The organism is Roseibium alexandrii DFL-11 (assembly GCF_000158095.2).
In the GTDB taxonomy this organism is placed as follows: Bacteria; Pseudomonadota; Alphaproteobacteria; order Rhizobiales; family Stappiaceae; genus Roseibium; species Roseibium alexandrii.
Map to the genome: position 1 here is coordinate 2,514,801 of NZ_CM011002.1, position 22,200 is coordinate 2,537,000.

The window sequence follows — 22,200 nt, forward strand, 5'->3', positions numbered from 1 at the left end:
CGGCCTCTTTGGAACTTGTCACCACAGATAGCCGATTAGCTGGATGCCACTCTTACAGGATTCAACAGCTTCTCCAGCGTTTCCAATCGGTCCGCCTCTCCAGCAGGCTTGTCCCAGCGCAGCCGTGAAATGCGCGGAAAGCGCATGGCAACACCGGATTTGTGCCGGCTGGATCTGTTTAGTCCCTCAAAAGCCACCTCCAGAACAAGGCCATGATCTTTGCTGTAGGCAACCTCCCGGACAGGACCGAACCTGTTGGTCGTGTTTCCTCGGACAAACTTGTCGATCTGCTGCAACTCTTCGTCTGTAAAACCAAAATAGGCCTTGCCGACCGGCACCAGTTCATCGCCGGTCTCTGCCGCCCGCCACAGCCCGAATGTGTAGTCGGAATAAAAGGACGAGCGCTTGCCGTGGCCCCGCTGGGCATACATCAACACGGCATCGATCAGGTGCGGCTCCCGCTTCCATTTATACCAGAGGCCCTTTGGCCGCCCGCCGGTATAGACCGTATCCCAGCGTTTCAGCATGAGCCCCTCAACGGCGGCTGCATCTTCCTTGTCCAGCCGGCTTTCAGGCGTGTTCCGCGCCTCTGTTATGTCTTCCCAAGTCGTCGCGGGTACAAGCGGCGACAGGTCGATCCGCGGATGATCGATGTCAGCCACAAAAGCTTCAAGGCGGCGGCGGCGTTCGTCAAAGGGAAACGGCCTCAAATCCTCACCATTGAGAGACAAAAGATCATAAGCCCGGATGGCAGCCGGAAACTCCTTCAAAAGCTTGGGGCCAGCTGTTTTTCTGTTCAGGCGTTTTTGAAGATCGCCGAACGGACGAACCTTGCCGCCCTCCATGACAAGCAACTCGCCATCAATACAGCCGTTGAAGTTCAGCGCATCCAGAACATCCGGAAAGCCGCGCGAGATGTCTTCACCGGTGCGGCTGAACAGACGGCGCACCTTTTGTTCGTCCCGCGTTTCACCAGCTGCTGCTTGAATGCGGATGCCATCCCATTTCCATTCAACCGCGAAATCAGTCGCTTCAAGCTGATCCGGATCCCTGTCCGCATCAAGCGGGTGGGCCAGCATGACGGGCCGAAAGGGTGCCGGGTCCAGATTATCCGGGCGCTCCCCTTTGCCCTCGGCCCAGGCAAACAAGGTTTCATAGGGCGGCTTCAGCCCGAACCAAACCTCCTCAATGTCCGAAACACTAAGATCACCCAGTCGGGCCAGGGCGGTTTTCGCAAGACGTGCAGATACCCCGACCCGGAGCCCGCCCGTAACCAGCTTCAGCACGGCCCACCGGCCTGTCTCATCCAATTGATCCAGCCATGTCGAGATCAAGCGCGGCGCATCAGTTTTGCCCGCGGTCTCAAGCGCATCGACAACACCCGTGAGTTCAATCTGCTCACGCACAGCGCTCGCGCCGTAGTCGGAAGGCGCAGGCCACATGAGGGCGATGGTCTCAGACAGATCGCCAACAAAATCATAGGACAAGGCAAACAGCGTTTCGTCCGAACGCTCTGCGATCAGCGCTTTCAAGACAGCTGGTTTTGCGTGTTTGAACTTCAGTTCGCCGGTTAACGCCGCCAGCGCATAGCCGCGTTCCGGGTCAGGTGTTTCCTGAAAATACCGGACCAGAAGCGCCTCTTTTGCAAGGCGCCTCGGTTCTAACGACAAGCGGTCAAGTAATTGGGAAAAAACACGCATGAACACAAAAAACCGGGAAAGAGGGGCGAGGGCAACTCTATCCCGGTTAGATGCTGTTCAGGAAATGAAGGTCAAGCCAATGGAACTAGGCGGCAATTTCCTCTGACCGTTCTGCGGTTAAGTACTGCAGTCCAACCGTGTCCTCATAGACCCATTTTACGGCCATCGGATACTGGTGTCCTTTGGTGTCTTCATAGGTGACATGCATGCCCTCAACCGCACCGTGAAAGTTCATCACGCCAATGCCGCCTTCCGAGCTGTTCATCAAACGGGTCCGGATATGCTCGCCGCTTTCGGAAATCAGATGGATTTGCTGGCCACGCTCTTGTTTGCGGTTGGCGCGCCGGCGTTCTTCAACATCCCGTGCCATCTCATTGAGGAAGCCTTCAATGCCTTGCGACATTTCGTCAGCAACGTTTTTCACTGCGACAGCAATGTGATCCACCGTCTCGGCCTCTCCGGCCGTTGCCTGGATGGCCTGATCCACGCTCTCCGCACTGTTGACCGCGTTTGCTGTCCGCTGGCTGCCATGGTGATGCTTTGCGAGATTTCCTGTGTTGCAATGCTTTGCTCGCCGACCGCTGCCGTGATCGCACCGGCCACTTCACTGATCATCTCGATGGAACCGGAGATCTTGCGAATGGACTCAACCGCTTCGCTCGTCAGCCCTTGGACCGACGAAATCTGACTTGAGATTTCTTCAGTTGCCTTGGCGGTCTGGGTCGAGAGTTCCTTCACCTCAGCGGCAACAACCGCAAAACCTTTACCGGCATCTCCCGCCCGGGCGGCCTCAATGGTCGCGTTCAACGCAAGGAGGTTTGTCTGTTCGGCAATGGCGCGGATCATCTCAACGACGGTGCCAATTTTTTCAACCGCCTCCGCCAGGCTGGAAACATTGCCGTCTGTTTGCTGGGCCACGCCAGTCGCATCTTCAATGACGTTGCTGGCCCGATCTGCCTGGCTGAGAATTTCCTGGATTGCCGCGGACATTTCCTCGGCCGCTGCCGCCACGGTTTGAACGTTGTCAGACGACGAGGAGGAGGCATTCTTGGCCTCGGTTGCAGCGCTGGACGCCCCTTGCGAGATATCGCGGACGCGTGCGGCTATGTCGGTCATCTGACCGGTTTTTTCGTTCACATCTCCAGTGACACTGGCCATCAGATTGCGGAACTTCTCGATAAGGCTTTCCATCTGATTCTGGCGCATGCGCTCGCGGTCACGCTCCTTGGCAGCTTCTGTTTCCAGAACACCGCGCACCCGCGCATTCTCCTGGAACACTTCACCAGCCTTGGCCAGTTCGCCAATCGCGTCCGTGCGGTCACTGAACGGCATCTTGAAGTCAATATCGCCATCAGCAATCCGGACCAGACTACTCGTCAGGCGACCAAGCGTTTGGGTGACATTGCGCAACTGCCACGCGACCAGGGCCAAGGTTACCAGAACGACCGCGATCGTTTCGCCAAGAACCAGCATCAAGTGCCCGTTCGCAGCCTCGGAGATTTGTGCCGCGCGTGCCTCACCGGCTTTCAACATTTCGATCGAAGCTGCGCGGATCATGTTCAGGCGCTCGGTTGCTTTGCCGAACCAGACGGACCCTTCAGTGCCTTGCCCGTCCTTTGTTTCAGGCAGTGTGCGCAATACCTTGCGCCACTCCATCACCTGGTCCACGGCTGGGCCGGACACAGTTTGCTCAAACATTGCCTGTTGTTGCGGAGAAGCGATTTGCTGGAAATTCTTCAAGAAGGCTGTTTCGACTGACAGACGGTCAAAATATGCCAGGAACCGCGCTGAGGGGATTTCACCGTCTTTGCCAACGATTGCGAACAACTGTCCACCGATTGCCCGCTCCAGACCGCCGGCTTCAATTGCTTCGGTCAACAAAAGAAACGGTGTCATATGCTGGGCGTATTCATTGTCCGAGCTCGCCTGAACCGCAGAGTTCACAATCGTGATCAGCTTGCGCACCTTGCCGGAATAAAAAGCCAGATTGTCCGGACCTTTAACCGACTTCGCGTCGACACCGGCTCGGTGTTGGGTGATCTGATCAAGCTCGGCGCTGGTCGTGCGAACGCGCTCCAGAAGCTTTTCGTTGCTGATATCAAAGTCGGCTACCGCGGCCTGCATTTCCGCCACTGCGGCGTCAGTCGCCTTGCGTTGATTGTCAAGCAGTTCGCGTGCCGGCGGCATAACCGGAAGCCATAAGCACCGCGGTTCGGCCACGTTCCTTCTGCAACTCGTGCAAAACCGCTTCTGAGCGTTCTGAAATCAGTGCGGTCGGAAGGATTTCTGATGCCTTCCGGCTTTCGATCATGGCCTCATTGAGGGCCAGCCCACTGGCAATCATAAACGCCACCAACGGAACGATGGCGAGCAGCGCAATCTGCGCGCGAATTGATTTGAACATCCCAAACCCCAGCGAAATTCTGTCACGCAAATTTAACGCAGAGGCAGGTTAAAAATTTACATATACCCAAAGATGTTATTCCCTACATCTTTATACTATCGGTATTAATTACATGGATGCGAAAGAAGCGATTCTGCCAATACGGCCAATACTTACAATATCGCTCAAAATATGAGCATTTCTTTCTGGTGGACGTCGCTGCGATAAGCCTGTATAAGCCGCGACCCACAAGGGCCTGCATGGTGATGGCCCGGTCCGGTAGACTGCTGATTGGCACGCAGGTGATCCGGAGCAGTCGAAAGAATCCAATGACCGAATTGATGTCGCTCGCCCCGGCGCTGAAAGCCGCGCTGGCGAAACGTGGCTATGAAACCCTCACTCCCGTTCAAGAAAGTGTTCTGACCGAAGCGCCCGCCAACGCCGATCTTCTTGTGTCCGCGCAAACCGGCTCCGGCAAAACCGTTGCCTTTGGCCTTGCCCTCGCCTCAACCATTTTGGGCGAAGAAGAAACGCTTGGAAAACCTGGTGCCCCGATCGCACTCGCCATTGCGCCAACCCGCGAACTGGCGCTGCAGGTCAAGGAAGAGCTGACCTGGCTTTATGGCGAAGCCGGTGCTGTGACCGCCTCTTGTGTCGGCGGCATGGACCCGCGCATGGAACGGCGGACACTGGACCGCGGCGTACACATAGTGGTCGGCACGCCCGGGCGCCTGCGCGACCACATTGAACGTGGCGCGCTGGACCTTTCCGAACTTCGCGCTGTCGTGCTCGATGAGGCCGACGAGATGCTGGACATGGGTTTCCGCGAAGATCTGGAATTCATTCTGGATGCCGCACCGGAAAACCGCCGCACGCTCATGTTCTCGGCAACGGTGCCAAAACCGATTGCCGAACTTGCAAAACGCTTCCAGAAAGATGCTGTCCGCCTTTCGACGATCAACGCCCGCGAACAACACGTTGATATCGATTACATCGCGCACCCTGTCGCGCCTAATGAACGCGAGAACGCGATCATCAACGTGTTGCGCCTGCATGAAGCAGAAAAGGCAATCGTGTTCTGCCAGACACGAGAAGGTGTCAGCCGCCTGACGGCCCGCCTTGCCAACCGGGGCTTCAGGATTGTTTCACTCTCCGGTGAGCTGAGCCAGGAGCAGCGGACAGCCGCGTTGACTGCCATGAAGAACGGCACGGCACGCGTTTGTGTCGCGACCGACGTTGCCGCACGTGGCATCGACTTGCCGAACCTTGATCTCGTGATCCACGCGGATTTGCCGACAGGCAAGGCTGCCCTTTTGCACCGTTCGGGCCGGACCGGGCGCGCAGGGCGCAAAGGCACCTGTGTGCTGATGGTTCCCTTCCCACGCCGCCGTCAAGCCGAGCGAACTCTGCATTTCGCAAACATTACGGCCACCTGGAAAGGCGCACCAACGTCAGACGAAATCCGGGCCAAGGATAAAGAACGGCTCTTGGCAGACCCGGTCCTCTCCGCAGAGCTGGAAGAAGAAGAACGGGTGATTGCCGGAGAACTGCTGGCTCTTCACAGCGCTGAACAGCTGGCAGCTGCTTTCGTCAAGCTTCGCCAGTCCCGCCTGCCTGCACCGGAAGAAGTCGGCGAGCTGAACGAGACCGCGTTGCAAGGCCGCGATGCCGGTTCGCGCGGCGGGCGCAGCGCTGAAATCAAGAACAACTTCGAAGATGGTGTCTGGTTCTCGCTGTCGCTTGGCCACCGCCAGCGCGCCGAACCGCGCTGGATCCTGCCGCTGATCTGCCGGGCCGGTCATGTGACCAAGAAGGAAGTCGGCGCGATCAAGATTTTCCAGAACGAGCTCTATTTCGAGATCTCCGGCAAGCACGGTGAAAAATTTGCCAGCACCGTTAAGCGCGAGGGGACGGGTGAGGAAAACGTCACCATCAAGTTGCTGGATGCACGCGGCGGCCAGATGCCGCAACCGCCGAAGGAGGACAACTTCCGGGGCGGTGGCAATCGTGGACGCGGTGATCGGGATCGTGGCCCCAAGGATCGCGGCGACCGGGGTGATAAGGGTGGCTATCAAAACCGGCGTCCGCGCCGCGGTGATGCGCCCGACTATGAAGAAATGGGCCGTGAAGACACGCTGAAACCAAAGCGTGGACCGAAGCGCGACTTCGACGCTCCGCGTGGCAAAAAACGCAGCCGCGACGACGTCGATGCAGCACCTCATCATCCAGCCTACGAACCGCTGGATATGAAAGCCCTCGCCAAGGACGGGGACGCACCGCGCAAAGCTCGCAAACCCCGCGATGCCGACGGCGATGCGCCGCGCAAGGGCAAGCCAAAAGCGGCCGCCAAACCATCTGGAGCGAAGAAAAAGGCTCCGAAGAAAAACAAGCCATCCCGCGCCCAACGAAAAGCCGACCGGACACAGTAAGACCAAAGGCCCGCTGCATCAGCGGGCCTTTTTTTTCTCTCGGAACCTAAGCACTGAACTAGAACTTGAACGACAGGCCGACGCCGCCGCGGAACTGGTCTGCCGACCCTTCGTCCTGAACGATGGGACTGTTCGCAGCATCCCCCAAAAGGCGCGTGTAGGACGCGCGGCCGACAAGCCCCCAGCGGTCTGTGAGCTGGTAGGTCATGCTCGCCTGGACACCAATGTCCTTGAGCCCGCCTTCGGCAGTGTAAGTAGCAAGCCCCGAACGGACCGAGCCGGCCTCTGACACCCCAAAATAGGTGCTCATGTAATCGTCCGTCGCAAAACCGACTTCGGTCTCAAGCCCAACCCGCAGCCGCTCTCTGGGTGCAACCCAGTACCCAGCGCGCACCTTGCCAATCACGCCTTCATGGACGCCAGAAACATCTGCCATCAACTCGGCCGAGATTTCCAAAACATCCGATTGCGCCATCAAGGACTTGAATTGATAGGTGACAAATCCACCGGCTTCGAAGGCGCCGTCGATTGCCTCCAAACGGTCAATCACGTCATTAGCCACATCGTCCCGGCCCATCCGGTACTCAACGGCCGGACCGAACTGAAAAGCGGAGTGTGGCCGTAGGTTCAGCCGGGCCTCCGGCCCCTCAATTTCAAGACCCAATCCAAAGGCGGTGATGTGTGCATAAGCCTGGGGGATCGGAAGGTACTCGGCAGCGCCCTCAAATTCAGGTTCTGCGGCCACTCCAACCGCCAATATTCCATGAATGCCACTTAGAGCTCCCGCTGCCTGCTCATCGAAGCGACCACGCGCACTTTCATCCGCATGGACAACTGCCGGCGCGCAACACACCATCGCAACAATGACAACCGCTCCCGGGGAGCGTCCAAAGCAAATTCGCACTATCACAACCTCCATTGAGCCGCCGTTCTGGATCGGCTGGCACCTGGAAAGTGACGCGTTGGTGCTTGGCGAAAAACTCGCGTTTTCGGATTTGGAAAGGGCTGAATTTTAATGGTTTTTTTGAGCTATTTCACTGACTTCCCTGATCTTTCAAGGTTCTTATCGAGTTGCCGCCTGACTTTTCATCGGACTTGCTCGCGTTTTGGTCACACTTTTGACCCAACCGCAGATCTTATTGGCAGCTGGTTTTCATTGGAGCATTTTTATGGACTTGGCCCCAACGCGCAGACGGCGCCCAAAGCAGCAACGCTCGCGGCTCATGGTCGACTTTATCCTGGAAGCCGCATCGCAAGTCTTCGATGAAGAGGGCTATAACGGCGCGACCACAAACATGATCGCCGAGCGCGCCGGGATCAGCATCGGGTCGCTTTACCAGTATTTTCCAAACAAGGGTGCGCTCATATTAGAGCTGAGATTTGCGCATCGTGCGCACGTTCTCAAAACCGTTGAAACGGCCATGGCAACGTCGGATCACCTGCCCCTGCCAGATGCCATCCGGAAGATCGTCGACGCAAATTTCCAAGTGCATCTCAACGCCCCCCGGCTTAACGCGGCTTTTGAAGAACAGACCCCGGCCCAAACGCTTTCAGAAGACCCAGACGGCTTTCATCGCAAGATTGATACGGCTGCGACCTCGTTCCTGCAGGTTCGGAAAAATGAAATCAGCGCTCCGGATCTGAAAACCGCTGGATTTGTCATCCGGAACCTCATTCCGGCTGTACTGCACGCCGCAATCAAAGACGGTCAGATCGTTCAGGACCCGGATCTTGTGAAGTCCCATCTGGCCGGCAGCATCATGGGCTGTTTACGCCCTGCCGCGCCTGCGCCCAACGGCTTCATACCGCAGGAAACTTGACCAACACCGCAAACCCCGCCAAGTCCTTTTCGGGCTGCTCGGCGGGGCCGTCGGCGACTGTAATCGCTGCTTGCTGCGCGTTAGGCTGCGATCGCTGTCACCAACAGGGTATCGACGTTACCGTCGAATTCGCTTTCCCGGACACAGATCAATCCGAGTACTGAGTAATCAACCCCGTAAAAGCCTTTGTGCGGGCCATCTTCGAATATGAACACGGCATGGCTGAGATCTTCGCGCGCCAGAAGATCCTGTGCCATCACGCCGACATAGCGGGCGCCTGGTTCGTTTGTGTATTCCCAAGAATAGACATCTAACTCGAGATGGTCGAGATGACCGATCAGTTGGACATCTGTCTTAATCCGGCGATCGGAGCCGAAGCCGCCACCGTTGCTATGCGCATGTTGCGTGCTGCCCGCAATCTGCTCCAAAGAGTCCCGGTTGTAGAGCCCGTTATTGTCCAGTATCGCAATGATACCAGCCATGGCCGATCCTACGTTAATTCCGATTTTGAGAGCCACAAGACTGCTTATCCCGATGGACACACCAAGCAGAACGACACCGCCAGAAACCTGATCGCACTCTTCTACGGTAAGTTCTCTCATTATCGATACTTCGGTCATTTGTTCACTCCAGGTGAAATATTGGCGCGCATGCAAGCGCTTACATTTTGCAACTTCAGATCTGGTTGTCAATATCTGAAGCACCACTTTTGACCGAATTCATTCCTATTATTCGGAAATTTATTTCTGTTTTTCAGTTTCAACTTCAATAATTGTTTCACTTTCAATCATTAATACACGATCTGCCATTTCGATTGTTTCGGGGCGATGCGCAACAATGATCCGCGTCATGCCCAAGTTGCTTGTAGAGTTGTTGACTGCTCTTTCTGTTTCCACATCCAGATGGGCTGTCCCCTCATCCATGAACAGAATTTTTGGCTCCTGATAAAGGGCCCTGGCGAGCATCAACCTTTGAAGCTGGCCAGCTGAAAATACGGCGCCCATGTCTCCGATAAAGGTTTCGTAGCCCATGGGCAGCCGAACTATGTCTTCATGGACGCAAGCCTTTGCCGCGCAACTCAACACACGTTCCATGTCAATATCGCTGCTAAAAAAGGCAATGTTTTCGGCCACCGTGCCCGAAAACAGCTGATCGTCTTGCATCACCGCAGCGATCTGGCTCCGGTAGTTGGGATTTCCGATCTGTTGAATTGTTTTTCCATCAACTTTGAAGTCACCGGACACCGGTTGAAACAGTCCCATAAGGATTTTCAAAAGCGTTGTCTTGCCGCAACCGGATGGCCCGACCACAGCGACACTCTCGCCCGGCTCGATGACAAACGAAGCATCCTGAAACAACAGTGGCGCGCTGTTGTCGTAGGCGAAGGACAAATTCGTCGCTTCGCATTTTCCATGTTTTATTTCGAACGTGCCGTGTCCGCCATCGGTTCTTTCCTCAAGGGCGATATCTGCGAGGCGCTCGAGATGCAGGTCAAGCATCCGAAAGTCGATAATGAGCTCGACAAGCCTTGCGGTGTTGTCCGCAAACTGGCCGCGGTAGGCCATGAACGCAAAAATCATCCCGACCGTGATGGCCGCATCAATCGCCATCATCGCTGCAAGATAAATGATAATGACTTGCTCCAGGCCTCGGATCAAAACTGCGGAAGAATTGAAAGCAATCGTCAGGAATTGGACGCGCACACTCTGATTGACCGCGTCCGCTAGCAGGTTGTGCCAACGTTGTTGACGCTGATCTTCCTGCGAAAAAGCCTTTATGCTGAGAATCCCGCGGACGGTCTCAATGAAATTCGTATGCTCTGCAGCTCTCGAAACGATCTCACGCTCCGATGCCGTTCGGAATGGCCGGAACATCGCAAGGCGCAAGGCGACATAGAGCGCGAGAGAACCCAGGGAAATGACTGCCAGTTTGGGGCTGTAGGCGAACATCAGGCCGAGGGTGACGAGAGCCATAATTCCATCCACCACGCCCCCGACAACACCGTTGGTCAAAAACTGCCGAATTGGTTCGATTGAAGAAAACCGGGAGACAATATCTCCGATGTGCCTGCGCTCGAAAAAGGGTAACGGAAGACGTATCAGGTGTTGAAACAGATTGATCGAAATCTGGTAAGCCAGCTTGCTTCCCGCATAGAGGATAACCAAATCACGCAGCACGTTTGCGACAACATTGATCACAAGGAAAAGCCCAAACCCCAAGGCCAGAGTGATCAACAAGTCCTTGTCGAGACTGGGAAGCACAGTGTCGATCGTAATTTGCATGTATTGAGGGGCGGCAATCGTATAGGCGAGCAGAACAAGAGACAGAAGCAAAACCTGCGTCAGGGCACCGCCCAACCCCTGCATACTGCTCCAAAGAGATGTAAATGCGAGTTTGTTTCTCTCATCTGCACGCTGAAACCCGGTTGCGGGCATCAGCTCCAAGACGATCCCGGTGAAATGATTGCCCAACTCCTCAAGGCCGAGTGTCAGGTCGCCGCGTGCCGGGTCATGAATGACTGCCCGGTTCTTTGTAAGTTTTTTCAGGACCACAAAGTGGTTCAAATCCCAATGCAAAATCGCCGGCAAATGCACACGTTTCAGGTCCTGAACTTCCGCTTTCAGCGCCCGTGTTGCCAAGCCGATTTTGTTTGACATGTCTGCCAGCGTCCGAAGCGTCATACCTTGCGCTGTCGTCGGAAACCGGCGGCGTAAGGACGCAATATCTGTCTTGAAGCCGTAATAGCTCGCAACCATTGCAAGGCAGGCATTGCCGCATTCTGCCACCTCGTTTTGCCGGATCAGCGGCAAGGAGCGCCCGCCGATAAACTGGAGATTTGATAGGGCTTCGCTTGCCATCAGCTTCTCCTCGCAACGGCTATCATTGGCTCAAGAAGCCATGAGAGGATCGAACGATCTTCAAGAATGATATTGGCGCTCAGAAGCATTCCCGGTTGTATGGCATAGGATCGGCCATAAGCGGACACTTCACTTGCGGCGAGATCGACATTCACCCGATATATAGGCTCGCCCGTTTGAACGAGGACACTCGGATCGTTCTTTGACAGAACCGATCGTGTCACCAACCGGACCGTTCCCGCCTGCGCACCGAAGCGTTCAAAGGGGAATGAATCGAACTGGATCCGGACTGCCAGTCCTTCTTCGACAAACCCAATTGCACGGCTTGGTACGTACAGCTCCACCTGCAGGACGCTGTTTTCCGGGAGAATCGAAAAGAGCGGATGTTCACTGCGAACCGCAGCGCCTCTGGATGCCAAAACCGTGGTCACATATCCGCTGATCGGCGCGACAATCTTGAAAACCTTCTGGGATTTGAAGATATCTTTTTCGGCGAGCAGTTTTTCCTTCTGCGCCTCCAGCCGCGCAACATCGAGGGCATTTTGCGCAATCAATTCCGAGCGCGCCCGTCCAAACTTCCGCAGCTCTGCTTCCAGATCGTTTTGATCACTCAATAGGCGCTGCAGGTCCTGCTTTCCGGTGAGCAAGCGGATGTTGCGAACATCCCGTGTCTCTCCGCTGACATGCCCGCGCGCAGAAAGATCGGACGCGCGCTGATAGGAGCCTTTGAGCTCAACAACCAATGTCTCTTGAATGGCGATCTGGTTTTTGATGTTTTCCAGCGCGATTTGTGCGTCACTTGTTCGAACCTTCAGGTCATCAAGTTTCACCCGATTGAGCTGGTTCATCTTTATGATCTCATCATCAAGATTGGAGATCTGCCGCTCATGAGCTGCAAGTCGGGCAGCCGTTTCCGAGCCATCATCTGTGGCAGCGTCCGCAACCACCAGCCTGCCCAGCTCTTGCCCCTCTCTGACATATTCGCCCTCTTGGGCTGCAAAATCGGTGATGTAGCCCGAGCTGGCGGGCCTCACATGGATCATACCGTTGGACGGAATGACTGCGCCGCGCACGGTCTCCAATCGGGCGAAGTTGCCAAAGCCGAGGAACAGGCCAACAGCGACCAGAATTCCGAACAAAAAGACAGCAATGACTTTGAACGCGACTGGCGTGACAATCAGTACATCGCCATACAGTCTGGTTCGCTTGGCTTCGATTACCTGTTTGCGAAAGAGCATGTCCTCCCCGGAATGCCGGCTCCTGTTCTTTTGAACCAGCATATACCCAGGGGTGCATTATGCAAGCGCTTACATTTCTTATTTTCTGCTATTTTTCCCGATGAATGAGCTTATCACCGCCCATATATACTACCTTTGATAAGTGTGCACGGTTGTATTTTGTGAGCTGTAGCTCGCCGCAAAACCACCACGGACTCGGACCTGCGGCTTACTGATCCGCGGCATTACATGGCGGTTTATAAGCGATGAACCGGCTGTCGGATATGGCGCCTTAGGTCCGAGTGCGGCGATGGTGTGACTGACACCTTCAACACACGTGCTCAACAAACTTTCGACCCCAAACCTCCTACTGAAACCGGCCAGAGCGGTGGAGGACTTCGATCTTGTAGCCGTCCGGGTCTTCCAGAAAGAAGAACCGCGCGAACGGTTTGCCTTCAAAAGCGAAATCCTTGACGTCGCCGACCGTTAATCCAAGCCCGGCGAGGCGCTGATGTTCGGCGTCAATATCCTCGACCGAAAGGGCCAGATGACCGTAGGCATCGCCATGATCATACGGCTCTGTGCGGGATGCATTGGTCGTGAGCTCCAGCTCAAAGCCAGTTTCCGCGTTTGCAAGGTAAATCAGGGTAAACCCGTCGAACGGGTAGCGCCCGGCGATCTTCAATCCAAAGGCTTTCTCATAGAAATCTATTGACCGGGTTTCATCGCTGACCCGGATCATCGAGTGAATCATCTTTGCCATTTTAATCTTTCTATCTACGCGCTGATGTGCGCAGCAATTGCTGCCCCGGCCTTCGCCGCCTGGGCCTCCTGGTCAATCAATCCGGCAATGCGGAATGTTTGGTCCCGGCTCAAGGCCGGGACGGCGTATTTGTTTCAATCGAATGCAAAGTGGTGCACGCGGTTATTCGTTGACGATCCCGGCAATCATCCAGTCCTGGCCGTCCTGGATCAGCTGATAGTGGCATGTGAATTCAAAGACAGCCTCGCCGTCGGCACTCTCCTGCGACCAGTCGAGGGTCACCAGCGCTGTCAGTCCGCTGACATGGCTGGACACCACCTGAAAATCGGAATGGCTGACGCCTTCCTTTTCAAGCGCTTTCAAGAGCACCTCGATGTTCTCGATCAGCTCTTCGTCATCATTGAAGACATGGCCTTTTTCATGCTGCCAGATAATTGTTGGCAGCGCGAAACAGTCACAGATCCGCTCCATGTCATAGTCGTTGAACCCGGACTGATAATCATCGAACAGCTGCGCGATGGCCTCTTCGGCCTCACCGTTGCCATTCTGGGTCGGATCATCTTCGTCGCCGGTCTGATGGAAGTCGCTGTTGTCTGCCATGCCTGCCTCCTGCACTCCGGCTCTTGACGGCTTAGGAGGCACTTACAACTGCTGCCAGTTGTGTATCGTCCGCCCCCTCGCCGTCATCATAGCCTATCATATTGAGGGGACGGGCCTTTCGTCCATTCAATTCGCACCAATGCACAAGAGCTTCTTCCGCTCCATGTGTCACCCAGATCCGCTCGGCCCCGGTTTCCAAAATGGTCCGGCAGAGATCGTCCCAGTCCGCATGGTCCGACAAGATCAGTGGCAGCTCCGCCCCCCGCTGGCGCGCTCTTGCCCGCACCCGCATCCAGCCCGATGCCATCGCGGCAACCGGATCGCCAAACCGCCTGGACCAGCGATCACTCAGCTGCCCAGGCGGGCACATGACAATCTCGCCCTGCAGCTCCTTGCCACGGCGTCCGACAAGTTCCAAGGGCCCAAGATCCACCCCTTGAGTCTGGTAATAGGCGCATAGCTTTTCCAGCGCGCCGTGCAGATAGATGGTCTTTGAATATCCCGCTGCTCGGAGTTCAGCGATCACCCGCTGTGCCTTTCCGAGCGCGTAAGCCCCAACCAGATGGGTCTGAGCCGAAAACAGCTCCAGAGACGTCAAAAGCTTGGCAACTTCCTGTTGTGCCGGAGGATGGCGGAAAACCGGCAGGCCGAACGTCGCCTCTGTCACAAACGTATCGCATGGCACCAGCTCGAACGGCGCACATGTCAAATCCGCCTGCCGTTTGTAATCGCCGGACACCACCGTGCGCTCACCCTGTGCCGCGAGCAGCACCTGCGCTGATCCGAGCACATGGCCTGCCGGATGCAGCGAAACGTTGACACCGCCGACGTTCAGCTGCTCGCCATATCCGATAGCCTGTGCCTGACCGCAAAAGTCGCTGCCATAGCGGATCGCCATGATGTCGAGGGTCTGCCAGGTTGCGAGCACAGCGCCATGCCCGGCCCGTGCATGATCGGCATGCCCATGTGTGATAATCGCCTTTTCGACCGGGCGTACCGGATCGATATGGGCTTTCGCCTCCGGGCAATAGAGGCCTTCGGGGGTGAGGGTCAGGAGCGCGCTCATGAACGGGACTATAGGCCGCGTATTTTGAAAGACCAGCGCCCTCGCAATTTCACACGACACTCCCTAAAACGGTCGATATGGACGCAGCGCTTCTTCCCAACCGATTTCAGAACTGGTTTTTATCCCGCGGGTGGAGCCCGCGGGCACACCAGTTGCAGCTGGTTGAGCATCTGCGCAACGGGCAGTCCACCTTGCTGATTGCCCCGACTGGAGCGGGCAAGACGCTAGCCGGGTTTCTGCCAAGCCTCGTGGAACTGGAAGACAGCGGCAAACGCAAACCCGGTCAGGCAGGCGGCATCCACACGCTCTATATTTCGCCGCTGAAAGCCCTTGCAGTCGATATCGCCCGGAACCTCGAAGCCCCCGTTTCCGAAATGGGCCTGCCGTTTCGCATCGAGACCCGGACCGGCGACACACCGTCCCACAAGCGGCAGCGCCAGAAAACAAATCCGCCGGATATTCTGCTGACCACTCCGGAGCAGATCGCTCTTCTGTTGTCAGATCCAGCTTCTGAAAAGCTGTTCTCGTCGCTGAGAACGGTCATCCTCGATGAACTCCACGCACTCGTGACCTCAAAGCGCGGAGATCTTCTGGCGCTTGGCCTTGCGCGCCTGCGGCAACTGGCGCCTGAGATGCGGACGATTGGTCTGTCGGCGACCGTCGCAGAACCCGATGACCTGCGCGCTTATCTGGTCGGCCAACCGCTGGACAGCACTCGTGCACTGTCCTCCTTGGTGGAGGTGAAAGGTGGCGCTGAGCCAGATATCTCCATTTTGGAATCGGAAGAACGCTTGCCTTGGTCGGGTCACTCGTGCCGGTATGCTATCGGCGACATCTATAAGCAGATCAAGCAGCACAACGTCTCCCTTCTCTTCGTCAATACGCGCAGTCAGGCGGAAGCCGTCTTTCAGGAGCTATGGCGGATCAATGATGACACGCTGCCTATCGCTCTACACCATGGCTCACTGGATGTCGGCCAGCGGCGCAAGGTCGAGGCGGCCATGGCCTCGGGCCAGCTGCGGGCGGTGGTTGCCACCTCCTCCCTCGACATGGGGATCGACTGGGGCGACATCGATCTGGTGATCAACATCGGCGCGCCCAAGGGCGCCAGCCGTCTCGCCCAACGGATTGGCCGGGCCAATCACCGCATGGACGAGCCGTCCAAGGCCGTCCTTGTCCCGGCCAACAGGTTCGAGGTTCTGGAGTGCCAGGCTGCACTCGCGGCTTCCAAAAAAGGCGATCAGGACACGCCGCCGCTTCGAAAAGGCGCGCTCGATGTGATGGCCCAGCACCTGCTTGGATTGGCCTGCGCCGATCCTCTTGATCCGGCACAGGCGTTTGATGAAATCCGCTCTTCGGAGACCTACCGCTGGCTGGAGTGGGGAACCTTTGAAAAGGTCCTCGATTTCGTCGCGACCGGCGGCTATGCGCTAAAGTCTTATGAGCAGTACGCCAAGCTTCGGAAAGGCAAGGATGGTTTGTGGCGGATCGCTCATCCGAAAATCGCTCAGCAATACCGGCTGAATGTCGGCACCATCGTCGAAGCACCAATGCTGAAAGTGCGGCTCGTCAAATCCAAGGCAGCTGGCCGGCGGACACCGATCGGCCGCGGGGGACGGGTGCTTGGCGAGATCGAGGAGTATTTCATCGAGCAGATGGCCCCGGGCGATACCTTTATCTTCGGCGGGGAAGTTCTGAGGTTCGAAGGACTTCGTGAGAATGAGGCTTATGTCTCACGCGCGCAGACAGACAATCCGATGATCCCTTCCTACATGGGCGGGAAGTTCCCGCTCTCCACCTATCTGGCGGAGAGCGTGCGTGCGATGCTTGCTGCTCCGGACACCTGGAAAGCCTTGCCCGGTCAAGTCCGAGACTGGCTTGAGATCCAACAGGACAAGTCCGTACTGCCGAGCCGCGACGGTCTTCTGGTGGAAACCTTCCCTAGGTCCAACAAGCATTACCTGATCTGTTATCCGTTCGAGGGACGGCTCGCGCACCAAACCCTTGGTATGCTGCTCACCAAACGTTTGGAGCGGATGGGCGCCCGTCCAATGGGGTTTGTCGCCAACGACTATGCCCTGGCCATCTGGGGGCTTGGCGATCTGTCGCTTCTGTTTTCCTCCGGAAAAATTCCGCTTCAAGAGCTCTTTGATCAGGACATTCTTGGGGATGATCTTGATGCCTGGCTCGCCGAGTCCAGCCTGATGAAGCGGACGTTCCGCAATTGCGCCGTGATTGCCGGTCTGATTGAACGCCGCCATCCGGGTCAGGAGAAGTCCGGTCGGCAAGTGACCGTTTCGACGGATCTCATCTACGATGTTCTTCGAAGCCATGAACCGGATCACATTCTTCTGCAGGCAACCTGGAACGATGCGGCCGAAGGACTTTTGGATATCTCAAGATTGGGCGATCTTCTGGCCAGAATTCGCGGACGAATCACGCATACTGCTTTGGAGCACGTGTCTCCACTCGCCGTGCCGGTCCTTCTTGAAATCGGTAAGGAACCTGTCTATGGCGAGGCAATGGATTCCCTTTTGGAGGAGGCCGCGTCGGAACTGCTGCTGGAGGCCATGGAATGAGTGCACTCACGTCGCACCTGCGCAAATATACTGCCGCGCCCGTGTGTCATGACATTCAGATCAATGGTCAGCTGGTCGGCCTTCATGACAGCGGTGTTCTGTGGTGGCCGGACGACGCAACGCTCATTGTTGCGGATCTTCACCTAGAAAAAGGCTCCAGTTTTGCCCGCCGCGGCATCATGCTGCCGCCCTATGACACGGCGACCACGCTGGAGAAGCTGGCAGCCGTCATGGATGCCTTCGACCCTGGACGGGTCATTTGCCTCGGCGACAGTTTTCATGACGCGGACGGTTCTGACCGCCTGCCCGCGCCCTACCGGGCAATGCTGACAACCTTGCAACTGAACCGGGAATGGATCTGGGTGACCGGCAACCACGACCCGGTGGCGCCTGTGCGTCTGTGCGGCGAGACCGTCGATGAAATTCAGATCGGTCCCCTCACCTTCCGCCATGAGCCGGTTGAAAAGATTGGCGCTACGGAGACGCTTGGCGAGGTTTGCGGGCATCTGCATCCAGCTGCCCGCGTCCGCCGGTTTGGCCGATCCATCCGCCGCGCGTGTTTCGTGACCGACGGCAGCCGTCTGGTTTTGCCGGCCTTTGGCGCACTGACGGGTGGGCTCAACGTCACCCACGAGGCCTTCAGCATGATCTTCCAGCGCCGGAAATACTCCGTGTTCATGCTCGGTAACGACCGCCTGTTCCCCTTCACGGCCACACGTCTTGTCGGGGATTGATTTTCTACTCGATCGCTGTTTTCGCGGAGGAAGCTCGCAAGACGCGAGATATCATGTAGAAGCTGTGCCCCCATATGTTTTTATGCTGGGACAGTTGGATCCGGTCTCCAATTTTCGGAGTACGTTTCCTTTTTGTTGTGACTGAAACCTCTTGGCCGTCAACAAGCCGGATCCTCAGAATAACAGCGCCTGGTCCCATGTTGCTCTGGTGTTTCGAGTGATGGATCACAACACCTTCGACTTTCTCAGTGTCTCTCAATGAAACCGGGAACATCAAGGAAAAGATCAGCATAAAAAACGCAATGACTGCGAGCAAAACACCAATCACAGCCGCGATGGTTTTCGCCCGGTCCTTCCATATCAAGCGGTTCAGTTCTCGATTCAATTCTACAACCTAGCTTCAAGTCACATCAGCAGGTCCTATATAGAACAAAATTGACAGTTCTACTTACCCTTTTCCCTCCCCGGCTTTTACCCAGGCAATGACCAGCTCATAGAACACCGACAAGATCACCGGTCCGAGGAACAGGCCGATGAGGCCGTAGGCCAGCGTGCCGCCGAGAACGCCGATCAGGATCACCAGCATCGGCACATCGAGGCCGCGGGACATCAGGATCGGGCGGAGCACATTGTCGACCAGCATGACCGGCACGATCAGGACGGTGAAGAGAAGCGCTGGCAACAACTCCCATGAACTCCAGGTCCAGATGATTGTCGGCAGGATCACCAGTGCCGGTCCAATCTGGATAATGCACAAAATGAGAGCCGCAAAGGTGAGTAGTCCGGCCAACGGCACCGCAAAGGCGATCAGGATAACGCCCGTCAGCAGCCCTTGAATAACCGCGACACCGATCACACCGCGGGAGACATTGCGAATGGTAGCGCCTGCCAGATCGACGAATTCGCCACCGCGCGGCGCGATGATCCGGTCGGCGAACCGTTTGGCTCCGGAGGCCAGCGCCGGCCCCGGCACGAATAGACATCCTGACAGAATGATCGACACAATGAAAAAGAGAACGCTGCCGCTCAAGGATGCCAGAACCGACAGGATCTTGGTGCCGGCCGGCGCCACCATCGGGCCGATCTTTGTGAGAAACTGCTCCAGGCTCTGGCTCGCGAGCTGCCAGAATTCAGCAATTTTTTCGCCAACCATGGGCAGCTCTGCCAATTTGGGCGGCAAAGGCGGGACCGAAATGGCACCTGACGTTACACCCTCATAAAACCTTTGAAGCGTTTCAACGAGACTGACCACCAGCACGGCCACCGGTCCGATAACAATGCCTAAGCCGATGAGAGTCAGAATGGTTGCCGACAGCACCTTCCGCCCGCCGAGCTTGCCCGTTAGCCAGGCATAGGCGGGATAAAGCGCAACTGTCAGCACAACGGCCCAGAGCAGAAACGCAAAAAACGGCGCCACGAGCTGCAGGGAAAAGTAAGCAAACACACCGAGGACACCCAGCCGGATGGCGATGTCGATCACCCGGGCATCAACGGTTGGTTCTGGCTTGGATTGAGGAGAACCGGATGGTTCTGATGGAGACTGATCGGTCATGCTGCCCCTACCGTAGAAAGTGTCGAATCTCATACGAACTCTCGCAACGGCAGACTACATGACATTCACACCAATTGGATCCCGTTTTTCGCTTCAACGTGTTGCCCTGGTATTGGTTTTTGCTTGGGGAATGCTCCTGACGATGCCGCATGCGCGCGCAGATGACGTTGCCTGGCAGGCGCTGGAAAACGGCCGTATTGTTCTCTTCCGCCACGCATTGGCGCCTGGGACCGGCGACCCGGCCAACTTCACGCTTGGCGATTGCTCCACACAGCGCAACCTGAATGATAAAGGCCGCGCAGACTCCCGTGCCATCGGGCAGGCTTTTCAGGACAAGGGCATCAACGTCGGACGTGTGTTGACATCACAATGGTGCCGGTGCGTCGAAACAGCCGAGCTCGCCTTTCCAGGGCAAGTCGAGGAAGAGCCGGTCTTTAACTCTTTTTTTCAGAACCGCTCCGCCGGGCCTGAGCAGACGCGGGCAGCTCAGCGCATACTCGAGCAATGGTTGGGTGATGGTGCCCTGGTCGTCATCACACATCAGGTTAACATCACCGCGCTGACTGATATCTTTCCGCAATCCGGCGAAGGCATCGTCATCCAGATCAATAACGGCGAAATCGATGTGATCGGGCGCTTGAGGATCTGAGACGTAGCGTGAGTGATCTAATCAATCCTTGCGGAAGATTACCCCAGCCAGCCAACCGGTAAAGATCGCGAGAATGACCGCAAGGACGCCGTACACGAACGAATGCTCCCGCGCCAACTCGAACGTGATCTGCTCAAAGCCGGTCTTTGCGACACGCAGGTGATCGTTCGTGTTGGCGATCAGGTCGCCTTCGTGAAAGAGGAAGCTTTTGACGACGTAGTCCCCAACTGGAATGTTGGCGGGCAACGGAATGTTGGTCCGGAACATCGTTTCAGTCAAAAACGTTATGGATGTCTCCCGCTCGGAATAGAGCCCCATATCCTGACGAAGGCGGACGAAGGCCCTGCGGAAATCATCCCGGTCGGAGAGTGACACATTCGACTCGCCCGACACGGCAAGATTGATATGGTTCAAGCCGATGGCGTGTTCGTCCAGCAGACCTCTGCCTGCAATTTCAGAAATGTCCGCTGTGCTTGCCACAGCATAAAACGAAGGGACGTTGCTGAAAGTCTCAGCTTCCCGGTTAACCCAGACACCAAGGAGACGGCCCTTGCGGCGGGTCGTGATGTCCTGTGGAGGCCCTTCGACGACAATGACCAAATCATAATCGAGATCCGTATCGGGGCGGTACTGGATCTCTTGGGCTTGTCCGAAAATGACAATCTCGGTACCGGTGAAGTTCGATTGGATCGAAACAGTTTGTGACGACAACTCCGTCACCAGGCTCTCATCGCTTTTGGACGTGGCCTCGAGCGTGCCGAAGAACAGTGTCATCGCAGCGATGGCAGCGGAGCGGATCATAACCCGGCCCCCTTTTCGATCGCGATGGAGTAGAGGTCTTCGGGGAACAGCAAGAGATCGACCGCAAAGCGCAGACCAACCCCCAAAACCAGCAAGGCCAATAGCAAGCGCAGCTGATCGCCGCGCAGGTTTTGGCCCATGCGGGCTCCGAACTGTGCGCCGATCACACCACCTACCATAAGTGTCATCGCCAAAACGATGTCGACGGTCTTGGTTCCCATGGCATGGAAGATCGTCGCTGCCGCCATGGTGAAGAGGATCTGGAACAGGGATGTCCCGATAACGATGCTCGTTGGAACGCGCAGCAGATAAATCAGCGCCGGCACCATCATGAAGCCGCCGCCGATGCCGAGGACGGTGCCGAGAAAGCCGATCACGGCCCCTAGTCCGATGACGGGTATCACGCTGACATACAGCTTAGATCTCCGGAACCGGACCTTTAGCGGCAGCCCATGCACCCAATTGTGCTGACCGGGCTTTCGCGCCCGTGGCGGCTCACCCGATCGGCGGCGGCGCATGGCCCGCACCGATTCCACCAGCATCAACCCGCCGATTGTCCCCAAAAACGTTACATACGACAGGGAGATCACCACATCGAGCTGGCCGATCGCCTGCAAGATGTCGAACAGAATCACACCGATAAGAGAACCGAATATACCGCCCGCGAGCAACACGCTGGCCAGTTTCAGGTCAATTGCCTTGCGCCGCCAATAGGTGACGACTGCAGAGGCAGAAGACGCTACAACTTGCGTCGTGACCGTCGCGACAGAGACCGCTGGCGGGATACCGGAAAAGATGAGAAGCGGAGTCAAAAGGAAACCACCGCCGATGCCGAACAATCCGGATAAAAACCCCACGGCCCCGCCCATGCCAAATATCACGAAGATATTGACCGGTATCTCGGCTATCGGAAGGTATAATTGCACAGGGTTTCGCCGGAAAACTGCAGACAAGACTGCATGAACTTACATGTATAATGGTTAAAAACCTGTGGCAGTTGCTCTGTCAACTCAGCAATTTAATTCCGCACAACTGGACTTATCACTTAC

General features: G+C 56.5%; 19 protein-coding genes. 5 read left to right on the forward strand and 14 right to left on the reverse strand.

Translation table 11 applies throughout. The features are described from left to right. Positions 1-35: 35 nt before the first annotated feature. The 4 genes from SADFL11_RS11705 to SADFL11_RS11720 all read right to left on the reverse strand — a co-directional run bounded on the left by SADFL11_RS11705 (position 36) and on the right by SADFL11_RS11720 (position 4,104). Positions 36-1,700, reverse strand: coding sequence for a cisplatin damage response ATP-dependent DNA ligase (locus SADFL11_RS11705; RefSeq protein ID WP_008196210.1), 1,665 nt, complete (start codon positions 1,698-1,700; stop codon positions 36-38). An 85-nt stretch (positions 1,701-1,785) separates the two neighbouring features. Then, positions 1,786-2,145 carry a hypothetical protein gene (locus SADFL11_RS11710; RefSeq protein ID WP_167578982.1) on the reverse strand — a complete coding sequence of 120 codons (360 nt, stop codon included), beginning with the start codon at positions 2,143-2,145 and terminating at the stop codon, positions 1,786-1,788. Next, positions 2,121-3,887: a methyl-accepting chemotaxis protein gene (locus tag SADFL11_RS11715; RefSeq protein WP_008197358.1), complete on the reverse strand. Its 1,767-nt coding sequence runs from the start codon at positions 3,885-3,887 to the stop codon at positions 2,121-2,123. Before SADFL11_RS11715 ends, SADFL11_RS11710 begins: the two co-directional genes overlap by 25 nt. Continuing rightward, entirely contained in the window at positions 3,862-4,104 is a 243-nt protein-coding gene (locus SADFL11_RS11720) for a hypothetical protein (protein ID WP_008193437.1), read from the reverse strand. Before SADFL11_RS11720 ends, SADFL11_RS11715 begins: the two co-directional genes overlap by 26 nt. 308 nt (positions 4,105-4,412) lie before the next feature. Between SADFL11_RS11720 and SADFL11_RS11725 the strand changes: the two genes are divergently transcribed. After that, a complete protein-coding gene (locus SADFL11_RS11725) occupies positions 4,413-6,512 on the forward strand; it encodes a DEAD/DEAH box helicase (protein WP_040453032.1) in 2,100 nt (699 codons plus the stop codon). Between the two features lie 58 nt (positions 6,513-6,570). On the opposite strand, the gene SADFL11_RS11730 is transcribed toward SADFL11_RS11725, so the two are convergent. Next, positions 6,571-7,416 carry a MipA/OmpV family protein gene (locus tag SADFL11_RS11730; RefSeq protein WP_167578983.1) on the reverse strand — a complete coding sequence of 282 codons (846 nt, stop codon included), beginning with the start codon at positions 7,414-7,416 and terminating at the stop codon, positions 6,571-6,573. A 265-nt stretch (positions 7,417-7,681) separates the two neighbouring features. Between SADFL11_RS11730 and SADFL11_RS11735 the strand changes: the two genes are divergently transcribed. Next, positions 7,682-8,332 carry a TetR/AcrR family transcriptional regulator gene (locus SADFL11_RS11735; RefSeq protein ID WP_050776060.1) on the forward strand — a complete coding sequence of 217 codons (651 nt, stop codon included), beginning with the start codon at positions 7,682-7,684 and terminating at the stop codon, positions 8,330-8,332. Positions 8,333-8,412: 80 nt separating this feature from the next. Here SADFL11_RS11735 and SADFL11_RS11740 read toward each other — a convergent pair whose 3' ends face one another. From SADFL11_RS11740 to SADFL11_RS11765, 6 genes are all read right to left on the reverse strand, one after another. Further along, positions 8,413-8,952 (reverse strand): tail fiber domain-containing protein, encoded by a 540-nt coding sequence (locus tag SADFL11_RS11740; RefSeq protein ID WP_134853003.1) that lies wholly within the window; start codon positions 8,950-8,952, stop codon positions 8,413-8,415. A gap of 120 nt (positions 8,953-9,072) precedes the next feature. Beyond that, positions 9,073-11,190, reverse strand: a complete 2,118-nt coding sequence (locus SADFL11_RS11745) for a peptidase domain-containing ABC transporter (RefSeq protein ID WP_008195541.1) — start codon at positions 11,188-11,190, stop codon at positions 9,073-9,075. Further along, a complete protein-coding gene (locus tag SADFL11_RS11750) occupies positions 11,190-12,428 on the reverse strand; it encodes an HlyD family secretion protein (RefSeq protein WP_008190915.1) in 1,239 nt (412 codons plus the stop codon). Before SADFL11_RS11750 ends, SADFL11_RS11745 begins: the two co-directional genes overlap by 1 nt. 346 nt (positions 12,429-12,774) lie before the next feature. After that, positions 12,775-13,170 (reverse strand): VOC family protein, encoded by a 396-nt coding sequence (locus SADFL11_RS11755; protein WP_040451642.1) that lies wholly within the window; start codon positions 13,168-13,170, stop codon positions 12,775-12,777. A 162-nt stretch (positions 13,171-13,332) separates the two neighbouring features. Next, positions 13,333-13,770 (reverse strand): DUF4440 domain-containing protein, encoded by a 438-nt coding sequence (locus SADFL11_RS11760; RefSeq protein WP_081450640.1) that lies wholly within the window; start codon positions 13,768-13,770, stop codon positions 13,333-13,335. A gap of 31 nt (positions 13,771-13,801) precedes the next feature. Beyond that, positions 13,802-14,836: a ligase-associated DNA damage response exonuclease gene (locus tag SADFL11_RS11765; RefSeq protein WP_040451641.1), complete on the reverse strand. Its 1,035-nt coding sequence runs from the start codon at positions 14,834-14,836 to the stop codon at positions 13,802-13,804. 77 nt (positions 14,837-14,913) lie between these two features. Between SADFL11_RS11765 and SADFL11_RS11770 the strand changes: the two genes are divergently transcribed. After that, positions 14,914-17,415, forward strand: a complete 2,502-nt coding sequence (locus SADFL11_RS11770; RefSeq protein WP_008192643.1) for a ligase-associated DNA damage response DEXH box helicase — start codon at positions 14,914-14,916, stop codon at positions 17,413-17,415. Beyond that, positions 17,412-18,149 (forward strand): ligase-associated DNA damage response endonuclease PdeM, encoded by a 738-nt coding sequence (gene pdeM, locus SADFL11_RS11775; RefSeq protein WP_008194325.1) that lies wholly within the window; start codon positions 17,412-17,414, stop codon positions 18,147-18,149. The genes SADFL11_RS11770 and pdeM overlap by 4 nt, the downstream gene beginning before the upstream one ends. A 448-nt stretch (positions 18,150-18,597) precedes the next feature. On the opposite strand, the gene SADFL11_RS11780 is transcribed toward pdeM, so the two are convergent. Then, positions 18,598-19,734 carry an AI-2E family transporter gene (locus SADFL11_RS11780; protein WP_209002801.1) on the reverse strand — a complete coding sequence of 379 codons (1,137 nt, stop codon included), beginning with the start codon at positions 19,732-19,734 and terminating at the stop codon, positions 18,598-18,600. A gap of 25 nt (positions 19,735-19,759) precedes the next feature. On the opposite strand from SADFL11_RS11780, the gene SADFL11_RS11785 reads away from it, so the two are divergent. Next, positions 19,760-20,350: a histidine phosphatase family protein gene (locus SADFL11_RS11785; RefSeq protein ID WP_134853004.1), complete on the forward strand. Its 591-nt coding sequence runs from the start codon at positions 19,760-19,762 to the stop codon at positions 20,348-20,350. A gap of 21 nt (positions 20,351-20,371) precedes the next feature. Here SADFL11_RS11785 and SADFL11_RS11790 read toward each other — a convergent pair whose 3' ends face one another. Together SADFL11_RS11790 and SADFL11_RS11795 are read right to left on the reverse strand one after the other, a co-directional pair. Beyond that, on the reverse strand, positions 20,372-21,151 hold the full coding sequence (locus tag SADFL11_RS11790) for a TIGR02186 family protein (protein WP_008193509.1): 780 nt from the start codon (positions 21,149-21,151) through the stop codon (positions 20,372-20,374). Then, positions 21,148-22,077: a sulfite exporter TauE/SafE family protein gene (locus SADFL11_RS11795; protein ID WP_008197010.1), complete on the reverse strand. Its 930-nt coding sequence runs from the start codon at positions 22,075-22,077 to the stop codon at positions 21,148-21,150. The genes SADFL11_RS11790 and SADFL11_RS11795 overlap by 4 nt, the downstream gene beginning before the upstream one ends. Positions 22,078-22,200 lie beyond the last annotated feature (123 nt).

Excerpts from the sequence above, each read along its gene's own strand:
- SADFL11_RS11705 (WP_008196210.1), bottom strand. The coding sequence starts at position 1,700 with ATGCGTGTTTTTTCCCAATTACTTGACCGCTTGTCGTTAGAACCGAGG.
- SADFL11_RS11715 (WP_008197358.1), bottom strand. The coding sequence starts at position 3,887 with ATGCCGCCGGCACGCGAACTGCTTGACAATCAACGCAAGGCGACTGAC.
- SADFL11_RS11720 (WP_008193437.1), bottom strand. The coding sequence starts at position 4,104 with ATGTTCAAATCAATTCGCGCGCAGATTGCGCTGCTCGCCATCGTTCCG.
- SADFL11_RS11725 (WP_040453032.1), top strand. The coding sequence starts at position 4,413 with ATGACCGAATTGATGTCGCTCGCCCCGGCGCTGAAAGCCGCGCTGGCG.
- SADFL11_RS11735 (WP_050776060.1), top strand. The coding sequence starts at position 7,682 with ATGGACTTGGCCCCAACGCGCAGACGGCGCCCAAAGCAGCAACGCTCG.
- SADFL11_RS11740 (WP_134853003.1), bottom strand. The coding sequence starts at position 8,952 with ATGACCGAAGTATCGATAATGAGAGAACTTACCGTAGAAGAGTGCGAT.
- SADFL11_RS11745 (WP_008195541.1), bottom strand. The coding sequence starts at position 11,190 with ATGGCAAGCGAAGCCCTATCAAATCTCCAGTTTATCGGCGGGCGCTCC.
- SADFL11_RS11750 (WP_008190915.1), bottom strand. The coding sequence starts at position 12,428 with ATGCTCTTTCGCAAACAGGTAATCGAAGCCAAGCGAACCAGACTGTAT.
- SADFL11_RS11755 (WP_040451642.1), bottom strand. The coding sequence starts at position 13,170 with ATGGCAAAGATGATTCACTCGATGATCCGGGTCAGCGATGAAACCCGG.
- SADFL11_RS11760 (WP_081450640.1), bottom strand. The coding sequence starts at position 13,770 with ATGGCAGACAACAGCGACTTCCATCAGACCGGCGACGAAGATGATCCG.
- SADFL11_RS11765 (WP_040451641.1), bottom strand. The coding sequence starts at position 14,836 with ATGAGCGCGCTCCTGACCCTCACCCCCGAAGGCCTCTATTGCCCGGAG.
- SADFL11_RS11770 (WP_008192643.1), top strand. The coding sequence starts at position 14,914 with ATGGACGCAGCGCTTCTTCCCAACCGATTTCAGAACTGGTTTTTATCC.
- pdeM (WP_008194325.1), top strand. The coding sequence starts at position 17,412 with ATGAGTGCACTCACGTCGCACCTGCGCAAATATACTGCCGCGCCCGTG.
- SADFL11_RS11780 (WP_209002801.1), bottom strand. The coding sequence starts at position 19,734 with ATGAGATTCGACACTTTCTACGGTAGGGGCAGCATGACCGATCAGTCT.
- SADFL11_RS11785 (WP_134853004.1), top strand. The coding sequence starts at position 19,760 with ATGACATTCACACCAATTGGATCCCGTTTTTCGCTTCAACGTGTTGCC.
- SADFL11_RS11790 (WP_008193509.1), bottom strand. The coding sequence starts at position 21,151 with ATGATCCGCTCCGCTGCCATCGCTGCGATGACACTGTTCTTCGGCACG.